Origin of the sequence: Amycolatopsis heterodermiae, assembly GCF_034929455.1 — a bacterium.
GTDB classification, from domain to species: Bacteria; Actinomycetota; Actinomycetes; order Mycobacteriales; family Pseudonocardiaceae; genus Amycolatopsis; species Amycolatopsis heterodermiae.
On the sequence record NZ_JAYFSI010000001.1, the window covers coordinates 564,800 to 579,118 of the forward strand.

General features: G+C 71.8%; 12 protein-coding genes. 4 read left to right on the forward strand and 8 right to left on the reverse strand.

Annotation, left to right across the window (positions count from 1 at the left end):
* Positions 1-196: 196 nt before the first annotated feature.
* The 6 genes from hpf to VA596_RS02795 all read right to left on the reverse strand — a co-directional run bounded on the left by hpf (position 197) and on the right by VA596_RS02795 (position 7,796).
* The gene (hpf, locus tag VA596_RS02770) at positions 197-883 is read right to left on the reverse strand and encodes a ribosome hibernation-promoting factor, HPF/YfiA family (protein WP_323323252.1); all 687 of its coding nucleotides are present in this window, start codon (positions 881-883) and stop codon (positions 197-199) included.
* A gap of 1,118 nt (positions 884-2,001) precedes the next feature.
* Positions 2,002-2,325: a hypothetical protein gene (locus VA596_RS02775; RefSeq protein WP_323323254.1), complete on the reverse strand. Its 324-nt coding sequence runs from the start codon at positions 2,323-2,325 to the stop codon at positions 2,002-2,004.
* Positions 2,326-3,181: 856 nt separating this feature from the next.
* Positions 3,182-4,894 carry an LpqB family beta-propeller domain-containing protein gene (locus VA596_RS02780; RefSeq protein WP_323323256.1) on the reverse strand — a complete coding sequence of 571 codons (1,713 nt, stop codon included), beginning with the start codon at positions 4,892-4,894 and terminating at the stop codon, positions 3,182-3,184.
* Positions 4,891-6,615, reverse strand: coding sequence for an MtrAB system histidine kinase MtrB (mtrB, locus tag VA596_RS02785; protein WP_323323258.1), 1,725 nt, complete (start codon positions 6,613-6,615; stop codon positions 4,891-4,893). Before mtrB ends, VA596_RS02780 begins: the two co-directional genes overlap by 4 nt.
* A 7-nt stretch (positions 6,616-6,622) precedes the next feature.
* The gene (mtrA, locus tag VA596_RS02790) at positions 6,623-7,300 is read right to left on the reverse strand and encodes an MtrAB system response regulator MtrA (RefSeq protein WP_005150760.1); all 678 of its coding nucleotides are present in this window, start codon (positions 7,298-7,300) and stop codon (positions 6,623-6,625) included.
* 178 nt (positions 7,301-7,478) lie between these two features.
* A complete protein-coding gene (locus VA596_RS02795; protein WP_323323265.1) occupies positions 7,479-7,796 on the reverse strand; it encodes a bifunctional 3-phenylpropionate/cinnamic acid dioxygenase ferredoxin subunit in 318 nt (105 codons plus the stop codon).
* Positions 7,797-7,960: 164 nt separating this feature from the next.
* Between VA596_RS02795 and VA596_RS02800 the strand changes: the two genes are divergently transcribed.
* Complete coding sequence (locus VA596_RS02800; RefSeq protein ID WP_323323267.1) at positions 7,961-8,746, forward strand: IclR family transcriptional regulator; 786 nt, start codon at positions 7,961-7,963, stop codon at positions 8,744-8,746.
* Positions 8,747-8,757: 11 nt separating this feature from the next.
* Here the strand turns inward: VA596_RS02800 and VA596_RS02805 are convergent, their stop codons facing one another.
* The gene (locus VA596_RS02805; RefSeq protein WP_323323269.1) at positions 8,758-9,720 is read right to left on the reverse strand and encodes a helix-turn-helix transcriptional regulator; all 963 of its coding nucleotides are present in this window, start codon (positions 9,718-9,720) and stop codon (positions 8,758-8,760) included.
* A 64-nt stretch (positions 9,721-9,784) separates the two neighbouring features.
* On the opposite strand from VA596_RS02805, the gene VA596_RS02810 reads away from it, so the two are divergent.
* The 3 genes from VA596_RS02810 to solA all read left to right on the forward strand — a co-directional run bounded on the left by VA596_RS02810 (position 9,785) and on the right by solA (position 13,629).
* Entirely contained in the window at positions 9,785-10,234 is a 450-nt protein-coding gene (locus tag VA596_RS02810) for a hypothetical protein (RefSeq protein WP_323323271.1), read from the forward strand.
* Between the two features lie 87 nt (positions 10,235-10,321).
* Positions 10,322-12,505, forward strand: a complete 2,184-nt coding sequence (locus tag VA596_RS02815) for an FAD-dependent oxidoreductase (protein WP_323323273.1) — start codon at positions 10,322-10,324, stop codon at positions 12,503-12,505.
* Positions 12,502-13,629 carry an N-methyl-L-tryptophan oxidase gene (solA, locus tag VA596_RS02820; protein WP_323323275.1) on the forward strand — a complete coding sequence of 376 codons (1,128 nt, stop codon included), beginning with the start codon at positions 12,502-12,504 and terminating at the stop codon, positions 13,627-13,629. Before VA596_RS02815 ends, solA begins: the two co-directional genes overlap by 4 nt.
* On the opposite strand, the gene VA596_RS02825 is transcribed toward solA, so the two are convergent.
* Positions 13,626-14,267 carry a dTMP kinase gene (locus tag VA596_RS02825; protein WP_323323277.1) on the reverse strand — a complete coding sequence of 214 codons (642 nt, stop codon included), beginning with the start codon at positions 14,265-14,267 and terminating at the stop codon, positions 13,626-13,628. The genes solA and VA596_RS02825 overlap by 4 nt on opposite strands.
* Positions 14,268-14,319: the final 52 nt, after the last annotated feature.

A 14,319-nucleotide genomic window follows, 5' to 3' on the forward strand; every position in this document is an offset into this window, starting at 1 on the left:
CTCACTAGCTGATCATGAGCGCGCCCAGGCCGGTCCCGGGCAGGTTCTCCCACGGCAGCGGCCGTGGTCGGCGCCACCGTTCCACCCCATCGTAGGGAACCCGGGGCGTGGTGTGCACACGCCGTACGTCCTGACATGCGGATGGCCCGCACGCGGGCGCGTGCGGGCCATCGGCGGAGGCCTCCTTAGAGCCGGCTCAGCCGAGCCGGATCACGCCGTAGTCGAAGCCTTTCCGCCGGTAGACCACGCTGGGCCGCCCCGCGTCGGAGTCGTTGAAGAGGTAGAAGTCGTGGCCGACCAGCTCCATCTCGTAGAGTGCCTGGTCCACCGTCATCGGATCAGCGGTGTGCTGCTTCTCGCGGACGACGCGGCCGGGCTGGTGGCCCAGGTCGTCGTCGGCCCAGCTCAGCTGCTGGGGCAGGGTGATCTCGTCGGCACTCGCGAAGCCGTTCGCCTGCGGTTCGGCTTCGGGTGCGTCCAACACCGCGGTACGCGCGGCGGGACTGGCGGCAGCCGGGGAGGTACCACCCGGCAGAGCCGAGGTCGCTTCGGCGACCGACTCCGGACGGCTGCGCCCGTAGTGCACGCGCCTCCGGTCGTGTGTTCTCCGCAGCCGGTTCTCCAGCTTCGTGACTGCGGAATCGAGCGCTGCGTAGAAGTCGGCGGCACACGCTTCAGCGCGTACGGCCGGGCCACGCCCCTTTCCGGTGATTTCGACGCGCTGGCAGCTCTTGGCCTGGCGACGATTGGGTTCGTGGAACAGCTCCACGTCGTACCGGATGACTTTCCTGTCGTAGCGCTCGAGGCGGGCCAGCTTTTCGCTGACGAGTGCCCGATAGTGGTCGGGCACCTCCACGTTGCGGCCCTTAACGACGATGTCCATACACGACCTCCCTCGCTGAGATGACTGCGAGCTGTTGAGTTCACACACGGCGCCGGTATTGCGGGGACGTAAGCCCGGATCGCGGGCTGAGAAGGAACTCGGATCGGTTCACGACGTCTCGTGCCGGATACCCGAGCGCGGACTCAGCGCACCTCCGGCGCCAGGGACATGGGCTCGTCACCTCCCTGCCTGCGGGGATTGCTGATAGCGGAGCACGTTAGCTTCCTCACGCCCGTTACAACAGCCCCCGAGCCGGGGGATGTCGGGGAATGAGACTCCGTCACCCCGCGCAGTGAGCGGGGGGTGAACACCAGAAAACACCCGCTGGTCGGACGCGCGCCGGTTGCCGTGGCATCACACGGACGGCGCATCACCTCAGCTGGACGGGCGCCGAGGGTGACGGCCCGTTCGGCCGCAGCCGCCACCCCGGTGGAGTGGTGTGGCAGCCGAGTGGTCTTGATCGACACCCTCATGCCCGGACAACGGCCGCGAGCCCGCTCGCGTTCCCGCCGGATGTCACTCGTGTAGGTGACACCCGGGTCACCCGGGCGCGGGGGTTGGCGTTGGTGGCTGCGTTCGGTGGCCGGGGGTTGGTGGGGTGCACGGGGTTTCTGGGGTTTGGGGGCATGGGGTGAGCTGGGGAAACCGCGGTGGTGTGGCTCCTTCTCGGTGGTTTGGTTCTCGGTGGGCTGTCGCTTGGCGGGTTTGCTCCTCGGTGGGCTTGGTCCTGGCTGGCTGAGGGTTGGTGGGCTTGCTCCTCGGCAGGCGCTTCCTCGGTGGGTTTAGCCCTGGCGAGCCGCCGCTTGGCAGGCTTGCTCCTCGGCGGGTTTGGTCCTGGTGAGTCGCCGCTTTGCGCGGCTTACTCCCGGCAGGCGCCTCCTCGGCAGGGTTGTTCTCCGTGGCCTGCTCCTCAGGCTCTTCGGAGGGCTCCTCTTGAGCGGTCAGGTCGCGAAGGTCGGCTGGGGTGGCTCCCTGGATCGCGCCGGTGACCGTGCGGCTTTCTTGAATCGCACTCCGCGACTGCGCTGGTTCCTCGCGCTCACCACCGAATTGCAGCCAGCGACTTCTGACCGCGCCGCAGCAGTTAGCCCGGCGCACGGTTCGACGAGTCTGACGGTTCACCCGGCCGCGAGCAGGGCGAGGACGGCCGAGACCGCGATGCCTTCCGCCGCAAGGGCGTGCACGCACGCGGCGGCAGTGGCGCCTGTGGTCACCACGTCGTCCAAGACCACCACCGGGAAGCCGGGTGGCGGGCGTCCGGCGTGGCGGAACCGCAAGCGGCCGGCCAGGTTGGCGGCGCGCTGGGCGTGGCCGAGCCCGACGGCGTCGCGGGCGCTGCCGGCCAGTTCGAGGGCGGGTGCGACGGCGACTTCGAAGCCTCGACCGGCCAGGACGCTTGCCGCGGCCTCCGCGAGGCGCTCGACGTGGGGGCCGCCGCGCACCCGGGACGCGGAGGGGCGGCTGGGGGCCGGGACCAGGCAGAGCTTGCGCGCTGCAGGGGCGGGTCCGGTGCTCGGGAAATGGCCTTGGGGCTGGCCGGAGGAAGGGATTCCGGCGGCAATCGCTGGGCCCGGCTGGCGGCTGATCTCACCGGACCTGGTGCTGTGAGCTTGCTCGGATAGCCGGTCGGCGGAAACGGTTCCGGTGCTGCGCGCCGGATCCGGCGGCCAGGAGATCTCACCGAGTCCGCTGCTGCCGGACTGGTCCGGTAGCCGGTCGATGGAAGCGGTCCCGGCGCTGCGTGCCGAGTCCTGCGACCGGCGGAACCCACCGGATTCACAGCTCCGGAACTGCCCCGGTGGCCGGTCGGCGGAAACTGTCTCGATGTCGGGCGCCGGGGCCAGTGCCCGGTGGATCTCTCCGGATCCGGTGCTCGAATGATTCTGCCGCCGGTCGGCGGAAGCGGTTCCAGCAGCGACACCGTCCCCAGCGGAAGCGGTACCGGTGCCCCGCAGCGGCAACACCGCCAACGCCTCCGCCAGCGCCCACCCGAGCGGCGGCGCCAGATCTCGCCGCCCCCGTTCCTTGTACGCGATCAGCAACCTTCGCCCCACTCCGCGATACCTGGCCAGCGCGAACACCCGCACCAAGCCCGACGTGGGCATGCGGACCACTTCCCTCGCCGTGCCCCAGACGGCGGCACAACCGGCGCAGCACGGCGCCCCGCGGGCTCCGCACGCGGCGCAGCGGCTGGGGATCAACAGTTCGAGCAGCGCGCGAATGAACACAACGGAAAGTGTCCCCACCACCACCGACAGTTTCCGGGCCCCGACCGAGAGCGGTCACCCGAAAGTGTGGTCAGCCCGGGTAGAAGGGGTCCGCGTCCTTGGCCGAATGGGTCTGCGGGCGCCAGACCTCGCCCAGCACCGAGGCGATCCACAGGCCGCTTGCGTCGGCCACCACGATCTGGCGGCTGGGGGCCGCCGTGACGCCGTGGACCGGGGGTGTCAGGTTCGAGCTGTTGAACGCGTCCATCCGCTGGCCGTCCACCGTCACCTTGACCACCGGCTGGGACGTCGACGTCGTCACCGCGACCAGGGTGTCCTGGGACAGCCAGTCGACGTCTACGACGTTCTGGAGGTCGTGGGGCTGCAGGTGCCTCGGCTCGCGCAGGGCGATCGAGTCGCCCGTGCCGCCGACCACCGACGCCACCCACAGCTGGCCGGCGATCACCGCGGCGACGCGGGCGCCGTCGCGGGAGAAGCGCAGCTCGGAAATACCACCCTGCTGGGTCAGGTCGGTGGCGTTGACCGTCAGGGGGGTCCACTGGCCGTTGGGGGTCAGCACCATCCTGGCCACCGTCAGCTGGTCGGCCACCGTCCACACCTCGGACGCGCCGGGGCGCCACGTCGGGCGGCTCAGGGTGCTGCCGGCCAGGCTGACCAGGGGCAGATCGCGGCCCAGGTCGCCGATGCGCAGGTGGACCTGGCCGCCGGTGCGGTCGACCACCGCGAGGCGCTTGCCGTCGGTCGACTGGGCCGCGCTGACGACGTCGTAACCGCCGTTGCCGACCGGGCCGGGCACCGGGGCGCCGTCACCCAGGGAACGGACACGGCCGCCGACCGTCATCAGGCCCGGCAGGTCCAGGCTCAGCGAGAGCGACGCGCCGTACGCGGGCAGTTCGTTCAGGCGCCAGTCCGGGTGGTTCGGCACCAGCGGAGCGCCGTCGGCGAGGATCCGGATCCGCGCGGACGTGACGTACTGCAGCGAAAGCACGATCTGCGCGGCGATCAGGTTCCGGATGTTCTCGCCGACGCCGGTGAGCCCGGTCAGGGGCACCACCAGCGTCCCGTCGTCGAGGCTCTTGACGTTGGTGTCGATCTCCACCGGCTCGCCGAGCAGGTTCTTCACCGTGCCGGCCAGGCTCGTTGACGGGCCGTCGACCAGCAGGTCCATCACCCGGCCGGGCAATCCGGACTGCGGCTTCGCCACGACGTAGCGCCGGTCCGGGACGAAGGCGTTGGACGACTCCGAGTAGAAGCTGACCGGCACCGCGGTGTAGTTCTCGCTGAAGTCGGCCTCGGTCGCGTACAGGTCGGTGGGCGGGTCGACGATCCGCCACTGGCCGTTCTGCTGCTTGCGCACCTTCACGTGGAGCAGCGCCGAGCTGTAGTCCGGCACGAACGAGCTGTTCTGGTCCAGCGTGCCGATGTCGATCCCGCGCACGTTGACGACCTGCGTGTTCGGGTCCGGCTGCGGCTCGGTGTCGTAGACCGTGCCGAAGGTGTCCTGGATGATGGTCAGGCTGCGGCTGGGCCGCCAGTTCGCCCGGCCCTGGTCGTCCAGGTAGGCGCGGGCGGCCGCGTTGTTCTGGCCCGGCTTGAGCGTCGCGCGGATGAACTCGCGCACCAGCGTCAGCGAGTCGATGCCCTGCTCCGGTTCGGGCGCCTCGGCGTTCTGGCCCTGGCCCTGCCGCTCCCCCGAGACGACGACGGGCTGGGACTCGAGCGGCACGTTGGCGCAGCCCGCCACCAGCAGCAGGCACAACACCGCGAGCAGAACCCGTTTCACTGACCGACTTCCTCACGTTCGGCGAAGATCGCCTCCGGCGCCGGCGTCACCTCGATGATCCCGAGCGGCACCTCGCCCGGGATGTGGTCCCGCGGCGGCAGGGCCAGCGGCGGCTCTCCGGCGGGGATGTCCTGGTGGCGCGGGAACGTGAACCGGAAGCAGGCACCCTGGCCGGGCGCACCCCACGCGTCGAGCTCGCCGCCGTGCAGGCGCGCGTCCTCCAGGCTGATGGCCAGGCCGAGCCCGGTGCCGCCGGTGCGCCGGTTGCGTGACGGGTCGGCGCGCCAGAACCTGTTGAACACCAGGCCCTCCTCGCCGGTCCGCAGGCCGACGCCGTGGTCCCGGACCGTGATGGCGACGGTGGTTTCGTCGGCCGCGACGGTGAGCACCACCGGCTTGCCCTCGCTGTGGTCGACGGCGTTGCCGAGCAGGTTGCGCAGGATCCGCTCGACGCGCCGCGAGTCGACCTCGGCGGGCACCTCCTCGTCGGGCAGCACGAGCTCGACCGAGCTGCCCGCGTTGCCGGCGATGACCCGCACCTGCTCGACCGCGCGGGTGGCGATCGGGCGGACGTCGATGAACTCGGCCGACAGCTCCTCGACGCCGGCGTCGAGCCTGCTGATCTCGAGCAGGTCGCCGAGCAGGGCCTCGAACCGGTCGAGCTCGTCGACCAGCAGCTCGGTGGACCGCGCGAGGCCGGCCGGGAACTGCTCACGGGACGCGTGCAGCACGTCGGCGGCCATCCGGACGGTGGTCAGCGGGGTCCGCAGCTCGTGCGAGACGTCGGAGGTGAACCGGCGCTGCAGGCCGCCGAACTCCTCGAGCTGGCGGATCTGGCGCTGGATGCTGGCGGCCATGCCGTTGTACGACCCGGCGAGCTTGGCCAGGTCGTCCTCGCCGACCACGGCCAGGCGCTGGTCGAGGTCGCCGCCGGCGAACTGCTCCGCCGCCGCGGCGGCCGACCGGACCGGCCGCACCACCTGCCGCACCACCAGGTTCGTGATGCCGGCCAGCAGGAGCAGCAGGACGAGGCCGCCGACCAGCAGCGTGTTCTGCACGGTCGAGACGGTGTTCTGCTCGGTCGTCAGCGGGAACAGCAGGTACAGCTGCAGCGGGACGGCGACGGTCTTGAGCGGCGTGCCGACGATCAGGTACGTCGTGCGCCCGCCGTTCGCGTCCGGGACGGTGTGCTCGAGGTAGCTCGTCTGCTCGGCCTCGACGAACTGCCGCAGCCGAGGCGGCACGTTCTCGAACGGCCCGGCGAACGCGGGCTCGTCGCGGGACTGGTCGTGGCCGCCGCTGGCGAGCACCGGGATGAACGTGCCGGCCGCCGAACCCGCCGCGTCCTGGCTGGTCGGCGTGATCGCGATCTTCTTCAACGCGTTTTCGAGGCGGTTGCGCATCGCCTCCGCCGTCTCGCCGCCGAGGCCGACCAGCTCACCGGCGGCGGTCTCCGCGGCCGCGCGGGTCTGCGCGGTGGCGGCGTCGCGCTTGGTGTCCAGCAGCCGTTCGGTGATCTGGTTCTGCAGGACCATGCCCAGCACGAACACCACGGCCGAGGACAGCGCGAGCGTCGACACGGTCACGCGGAACTGGAGCGAGTGCTTCCACAGCTCGTTGAACGCGACCGCGCGACGGCGCGCGAAAACGACGACACGCCGGACCAGGCGTGCCGTCGAACGCGCGAACGCGGGCAGCCGTCTGCCGCTCGCGGGGGTCATGGAGCCATCACGGCGGTCCGGCCTTGTACCCGACGCCACGAACGGTCAACACCACCTCGGGGTGTTCCGGGTCCTTCTCGACCTTCGAACGCAACCGCTGGACGTGCACGTTCACCAGGCGGGTGTCGGCCGCGTGCCGGTAGCCCCAGACCTGCTCGAGCAGCACCTCGCGGGTGAACACCTGGCGCGGCTTGCGGGCCAGCGCCACCAGCAGGTCGAACTCCAGCGGGGTCAGCGGGATGGCCTTGCCCTCGCGGGTGACCTCGTGGCCGGGCACGTCGATCGCCAGGTCGCCGATCGTGAGCGACTCCGCCGGTTCGGCCTCGGTGCGGCGCATCCGGGCGCGGACCCGGGCGACCAGCTCCTTCGGCTTGAACGGCTTGACGACGTAGTCGTCGGCGCCGGACTCCAGGCCGAGGACGATGTCGACGGTGTCGCTCTTGGCGGTGAGCATGACGATCGGCACCCCGGACTCGGCGCGGATCGCCTTGCAGACGTCGATCCCGTTCATCCCGGGCAGCATCAGGTCGAGCAGGACGAGGTCGGGCTTCAGTTCACGCAGCGCGGGAAGCGCGCGTGAGCCGTCGGCGACCACCGCCGTGTCGAACCCCTCCCCACGGAGCACGATGGTGAGCATCTCCGCGAGTGCAGGGTCGTCGTCGACCACGAGAACACGTGCCTTCATGACCACATATTCGCACTAGTTCCGGCGGCCGGACGCGCGACCCGCGTGTTTGACCACCAGAAAGATCAAGATCCGCAGTGGTCCCTGCTCCATCCGGGTGCCCTTGGGCGGTCCGTGAAGGCCACCTTCAGGGACTCTGAGTCCCTCAAGGTGGCCTTCACGGACCTGGGAGAAAGGCTCAGGGAGCCACGGCGGGGACCGGGGCGTCGACGTAGACGACGCCGTCGGTGACGGCCACGCGGTGCGTGCGCACGGCCTTCTTGGCGGGCAGGCAGGTCGGCGCGCCGGTGCGCAGGTCGAACTGCGCGGCGTGCAGCGGGCACTCGACGAAGCAGCCCTCCAGCCAGCCGTCGGCCAGGGAAGCGTCCTGGTGGGTGCAGGTGTCGTCGACGGCGAAGAAGCCGGCTTCGGTGTGGAACACGGCGATGGGGACGGGCCCGTCGAGGCGGAGGGACTCGCCCTCGGGCAGGTCGGCGACGGCGCAGGCTCGGATCATCGGGGCCTCCGGGAACGGGTGACGGGAAACCGGGACGCTTGGTGAAAGTTGCGCATGGCGCGACGCTGCGCTTCCTGCGCAACAATCCGGTCCGACGGGCGGCCGCGTCAAGAGATTCGCCCGACCAGCCGATAGGGACGGCGCAAAACGGATAGTGTTGCGCTATGCGGAACCAGGACTCGGGCAACGCAACTCAGAGCCAGGTGCAGTCGGTCGACCGGGCGATCAGCGTGCTGGAGCTGCTCGCCCGCAACGGCGAAACCGGCATCACGGAGATCGCGGGCGAGCTGGGCGTGCACAAGTCCACGGCGTCACGCCTGCTCAGCGTCCTGGAGTCGAGAGGCCTGGTCGAACAGCTCGGGGAACGCGGGAAGTACGCGATCGGCTTCGGCATCGTGCGGCTGGCCGGCGCCGCGACCGGGCGGATGGACCTGGCCAAGCTCGGCCGCGCCAGCTGCCTGAGCCTCGCCGAAGAGCTCGGCGAGACCGTGAACATCGCCATCGCCGACGACGGCGTCGCGATCAACATCAGCCAGGCCCGCGGGGCCGCGGCGATCACCACGCAGAACTGGACGGGCCAGCGGACGCCGCTGCACGCGACCTCCAGCGGCAAGATCCTCTTGGCCTACATGGCCGAAGCCGAACGCAAGCGCGTGCTCAAGCGGAAGCTGGAGCAGTACACGCCGCGCACGACGGTCGAGCCGGACGAGCTGATGACCGAGCTGGAACGGATCCTCGAAGACGGCTTCGCGGCCTGCTACGAGGAGTTCGAGCTCGGCATGCACGCGGTGGCGGTGCCGATCCACGGCCCGGGCGGCGACGTGGTCGCCGCGATGAGCGCGTCCGGGCCGTCGTACCGGCTTTCGAAGCAGCGGGTGAAGCAGATCGTCCGGCCGATGACCGAAGCGGCGGACGAGCTTTCCGCGCAGCTCGGCTACTTTCGAGACTGACACAGCCGGGACTAGTCGTACAGCCGGGCCATCGCCCGGATCGTGTTTCCCATGTGCGACACCAGTTCCGGGGGCGCCAGCACCTGCGCGTCCGCGCCGAGCCGCAGCAGCCCGGCGGCGGCGTGCGGCACGTTCTCGAGCGGGACGGTCGCGCGCCGCCAGCCGTCGGCGTCCGCCGGTTCGAGAGTGCGCGCGACGAGCCGGGCGGCCTTCGGGCCGAGGATGTCCGGCAGGGCCGCGATTCCCGCCGGTGAAAGCCGCACGACGGCCGTGTCGGAGATCTCCGCCTCCTCGTACCGCTCGACGTGCTCACGCCAGAACTCCGCGAGGTCGAACCCGGCGGGCCGGGTGAACGTCTCGTCGAGCGGCGTCAGGGCCTCGATGTTGGCAACGCGGTAGGTCCGCCCGGACGCCACGAGGTACCAGACGCCGGCCTTGAGGACCAGGCCGAGCGGGTGCAGCCGCCGCGTCACGACGCCGGGGCGCGGTGACCAGCGGCGGTAGCGGACCTCGACGACCCGGTCCTGCCACAGGGCTTCCGCGGCGGCGACCAGCTGCGGCACCGGGTCGGCTTCGCGGTACCAGCCGGGCGCGTCGAGGTGGAAGCGCTGCCGGATGCGCGTCGACGCGTCCCGGTACGGCGTCGGCAGCGCCGCCATCAGCTTCAGCTCGGCCGCGGCCACCTGGGCGCCGAGCCCCAGCTCGGCGGCGGGCTGCGGCAGGCCGGTGAGGAACAGCGACTCGGCCTCGTCGGCGGTCAGGCCGGTCAGCCGGGTGCGGTAGCCGTCCACCAGCTGGTAGCCGCCGCTCGGGCCTGGTTCGGCGTAGATCGGGACGCCCGCGGCGGCGAGGGCCTCGACGTCGCGGTAGACGGTCCGGGCGGTCACGCCCAGCTCGGCGGCCAGCCGGGACGCGCTCATCCGGCCGTGGTTCTGCAGCAGCAGAAGCAGGGACACCAGCCGGCTCGCACGCACTCGCGGAAGTCTGCCAGCCACCACTGACAGAAGATGTCAGTGATCGCGGCCCAGGATCACCGTCATGAACGACTTCGACTTCTTGCACGGCTCCTGGACCGTCGTCAGCCGGCGGCTTCGCACCCTCTTCGCCGGCAGCGACGACTGGGACGTCTACCCCGGCACCACCACCTGCGCGCCGATCTTCGAGGGCGGCGGCAACACCGAAGAGATCCGCTTCCCCGACCGGGGCTTCCGCGGCTTCACGCTCCGCCTGTTCGACGTCGAGAAGAAGGAGTGGTCGATCTACTGGGCCAACGACCGCACCGGACTGCTCCAGCCGCCGGTCGCCGGCACGTTCGCCGACGGCCGCGGCGACTTCTACGGCGACGACACCCACGAAGGACGGCCCATCCGGGCGCACTACATCTGGTCGGGCACCACGGGCCCGTCGCCGCGGTGGGAGCAGGAGTTCTCCGCCGACGGCGGGAAGACCTGGGAATCCAACTGGGTCATGGAGTTCACCCGGGCCTGAACCGGCACCTTTTCGGGCGCTTGACAGCAAGTCGCGCATGACGCACGTTGTTGCCGAAGACGCAACTTCGCCCGGAGGGATCCCGCGATGGCCGCACCGCCCCGGGTGGTCGTCCTCGGCGCCGGCCTCGTCGGCTGCGCGCTCGCCGACGAGCTGACCGAGCGTGGCTGGACCGACGTCACCGTGCTGGGCGGCGGCGAAGCGCCCGGCTCACCCGGGCTCGTGTTCCGGACGGACGAGGACCGCACGCTGACGGAGTTCGCGAAGTACACCGTCACGAAGTACAGCGGCCTGACGCTCGACGGGCGGTGGTGCTTCAACCCGGTGGGCAGCCTGGAGGTCGCGACGACACCCGAGCGGCTCGAGGACCTCAAGCGACGGCACGGCTGGGCGACGTCGTGGGGCGTGCGGGGCTTTCCCCGCACGCCCCACGAATGCGCGGACCTGCAGCCCCTCCTCGACGAAACCCGGGTCCTGGGCGGGTTCCACGTCCCGGGTGACGGGCTCGTCGAACCGCGCACCGCGGCCGGAGCGCAGGCCCGGCGGGCCGCCGGGCGGGGCGCGAAGTTCCTCGACGAGGACGTCGTGGCGATCGACCGGGCCGGCGGCCGGGTCACCGGCGTCGTCACGGCTTCCGGGCGGCTGCGCGCCGACGTCGTCGTGTCGTGCGCCGGGGCCGGCGGGCTCGTCGGCCTGGCGGTGCCGCACACGCCCGTGCCCCACCGGTACGCGCAGACGTCGCCGCTGGCCGAGCTGGCCGGGGACAACGACGACCACGCGCAGGCCGGTAAGCCCGTGCTGCGCCACCACGACCGCGCGCTGTACGTCCGCGAGCACGTCGACCGGCTCGGTGTCGGAGCCCTCGACGTCAGCTCGGAGGACTTCGACGCGGCGTGGGAGGCGGCGGCCGCGCTGCTGCCCGCGCTGCGCGACGCCAAGGCCGAGACCGTGACGACCGTGCTGCTCCCGGGCACGCCGGACGGCCGGCCGCTGCTGGGTGAGCACCCGGACCTCGAGGGTTTCTGGGTGGCCGAGGCCGTCCGGCACGAGCACTCCGCCGGGGTCGCGCGCGAGCTGGCGCGCTGGCTCGTCGACGGGCAGCCGTCGCTCGCCGTGCACGGCTGTGACCTGGCCCGGTTCGACCGCGTTTCGGTGCGGGGACGCGGTTTCGCCGAGGTCCACGAGATCGTGCACCCGTTGCAGCCCCGGGAAGAACCGTCGCGGAGCAGTCCCTTTTTCGAGCAGCAGACGGCGCTCGGCGCGTACTTCCTGCCGTCGGACGGCTGGGCGCGACCCCAGTGGTACCAGGCGAACGAGAGCCTCGCCGCGACCCCGGAACGCGACGGCTGGGCCGCGCGGCACTGGTCGCCGATCGGGACCGCGGAGGCGCTCGCGGCCCGCGAGCGCGTCGCGATGTTCGACCTGACCGCGGTGCCGCGCCTGGCCGTCACCGGTCCGGGCGCGCTGCCGTTCCTGCAGGCCATGACGACGAACGACCTGGCGAGGCCGCCGGGCTCGGTCACCCGCACACTGCTGCTCGGCGAGGACGGCGGGGTGCGCGGCGCCCTCACCGTGGCCCGGCTGGCCGATGAGGGGTTCCACGTCGGCGCCGGCAGCCGGCTGGACTTCGACTGGCTGCGGCGGCACCTGCCGGGCGACGGCGCGGTGCAGGTCCACGAGACCACCCCCGGCACGTGCTGCCTCGGCGTCCGGGGACCGCTGGCCGGTGACGTCCTGCCGGAACTGTCCACAACGGACTGCCCGGCCGAGGAGACGTACGTCGGCGACGTCCCGGTCGTCGCGCTGCGACTGTCCACTGTGGCCTGGGAACTCCACACCACCGCGGACCTGGGCCGCCGTCTGTGGGACACCCTGCGGGCGCGAGGGATCACCGTCGCCGGGCACCAGGCGTACACCACCCTGCGATTGGAGGCCGGGGTCCGCGTGCCGGGCGTCGACGTCACCTCCGAGCACGATCCGTACGAAGCCGGGCTCGGGTCCCTCGTCCGGCTGGACAAGGGGTACTTCCTCGGCCGTGACGCTCTCGCCGGCCGGTCGGAGGCCACTGTGAGCCGGCGGCTGACCCAGCTGAGCGTCGACGGCGTCGTGCTGGGCAAGGAACCCGTGTACGTCCGGGGGCACGCGGCCGGGCACGTCACCAGCGCCACCGACGGGCTGGCCTACGCCTGGCTGCCGGTCGAGTACAGCGTGCCGGGCATCGCGGTGGAGATCGAGTACTTCGGCACACGGGTCCCGGGGAGGGTCGTATGACGCACTACGACGTGATCGTGCTCGGCCTCGGCGGGATGGGCAGCGCCGCCGCGTACCGGCTCGCGCAGCGCGGGCAGCGGGTGCTCGGCCTCGACCAGTTCGCGCCCGTGCACAACCGCGGGTCGAGCCACGGCGGTTCGCGGATCACGCGCCAGGCCTACCTCGAAGGCCCCGAGTACGTCCCGCTGCTGCTGCGCGCGCACGAGCTGTGGGACGGCCTCGAGCGCGACAGCGGGCGCCGGCTGTTCACCCGCTGCGGCGGGCTCATGGTCGGCACGGCGGGCTCGCGGACGATCACCGGCAGCGTCGCGTCGGCTCGCGCCTTCGGCATCCCGCACGAACTGCTCGACGCCCGTGAGCTGCGCCGCCGGTTCCCGACGACCTCCCCCGCGTCCGACGAGGTCGCGCTGTACGAGCCGGGCGCCGGGCTGGTGTCCCCCGAGGGCAGCGTCGCCGCGCACCTGCAGCTCGCCGCGCGATGCGGCGCCGAACTGCACCACGAGGAGAAGGTGTTCACCTGGAGCACCATGGCCGGCGGCGTGCGCGTCGGGACGTCGCACAGCTACTACACGGCCGACCGGCTCGTGCTGTGCCCCGGCGCCTGGGCCGCGGAGCTGCTGGGCGATCTCGGCGTCGAGTTCACCGTGCGGCGGCAGGTGCAGTTCTGGTTCGCGCCGTCGGGCGGGGTGGAGCCGTTCCGGCGGCACCCGGTCTACATCTGGGAAGGCGACGGCTACACGTTCTACGGCTTCCCGGCGCACAACGCACCCGGTGACGGCGTGAAGGTCGCGTTCCACAGCGGCGGCCGGACGTGCACGCCCGACGGCGTCGACCGGACGGTGTCCGACGACGAGGTCCACGAGATCGCCACGGTCGTCAAGCGCCACCTGCCGACCCTGCCCGGCGGCTTCCTGCGCGCGGTGACCTGCATGTACACCGACACGGCGGACGAGAGCTTCGTACTGGCCCCGCACCCGGCCGAGGACCGGGTCGTGCTGGCGTGCGGCTTCTCCGGGCACGGCTTCAAGTTCGCGCCCGTCGTCGGGGAGATCGTCGCGGACCTGGTGGTCGACGACGCCACCGCGCACCCGATCGCGCAGTTCGACCCGGCGCGGCTGCTTTAGCCGAGCAGCGTCGCGGCGAGGGATTCGAGGTCGACGCCCGCGACGCCGTCCAGGACGTGCCATGGCGCGAGCCAGCCCGCGGCGGCCAGTTCGTCGTACACCGCCGCGCAGCGCCGCTGCAGGCCGTCGTCGGTCTCGAACGCGTCGCGCTCGCGGTCGGTCTCGGCCGCCGCCCGGCGTTCGGCGCGCTCCGCCGCGACCGACGCGGCGACCCGCAGCAGCAGGTGCGCGTCCGGGCGGGGCAGGCCGAAGCGGCCGACCTCCAGCTCCCACACCCACTTCACGACCTCGCCGGCCGCGTCCTGGCGCAGGCGCGCGGCCGCGTACGCGGCGTTGGACGCGACGTAACGGTCGAGCAGGACGACGTCGTGCGCGTCGCGCAGGGCGCGGATCTCGTCGGCGGCACCGCTGCGGTCCAGCGCGTAGAGCACGGCCATGCCGTAGACCGAGTCGGCGAGGTCGCCGTGGCCGCGGTGCAGCGCCTCCTTGACGAGGTCCGCGTGCACGCTCTCGCCGTAGCGCGGGAAAGCCAGCTTCGCCACGCTCGCGCCCTTCGCGCGCAACGCGTTCGTCAGCCCCTCGGTCAGCGTGCGCTTGCCCGCGCCGTCGAGCCCTTCGATGACCACGAGTCGCCCCATGCGCCACACACTAACGGTGGTGGACCGGCGGGCTCGGTGGAAGGGATCGACG